General features: G+C 42.9%; 1 protein-coding gene. It reads right to left on the bottom strand.

Features of this window, described 5'->3' with window-relative positions; genetic code table 11:
* Positions 1 to 517: IS110 family transposase (locus tag AC1DUA_RS40345; protein WP_477504979.1), on the bottom strand; the 517-nt coding region annotated here is incomplete at its 3' end.
* Between the last annotated feature and the right edge of the window lie 3 nt (positions 518 to 520).

Raw genomic sequence — 520 nt, 5'->3', positions numbered from 1 at the left:
GGTTAACGGCACTTACGAGTCGTTTAACGACCGTTTCTCGGTTAGCCATGAGCACTCGCAGCTCCTCGTACTCAGAAGAATGGAAGCGGACAGGGGAGTAGTAGCCATTTTTCACCATGTCGGCAATAACTAAAGCATCTTTTTTGTCGCTTTTAGAGCGTGTATTGTCGCGGTTTTCTTTATTCTTTTTAACGAGGTGAGGATTAACAAGTACGGCTTCAATGGCTTTATTCTTGAGCCACCCAGCAAGGTTTAGCCAGTAGTGGCCAGTCGGTTCCATACCAACAATTATTTGAGATAATTTATATGAAGCTAACAAGTCGCGAATCCAACGGTCGAGGGATTTGAAACCTTCTTCGTCATTACTGAACTCTAAAGGATTMCCGAGAGCGACWCCRCGGAAGTTAACCGCTCTRGCAACATGAGYCTCTTGAGCAATGTCTACACCWACAACAATATGATKAACGGTAATGTTTTCAATGAGTTGATTTTGCTTATCTTGTGATTTAAACTTCATAGT

Source organism: Paenibacillus sp. 01T422 (assembly GCF_056398785.1).
This window is presented reverse-complemented; position numbering and strand designations above follow the sequence as displayed.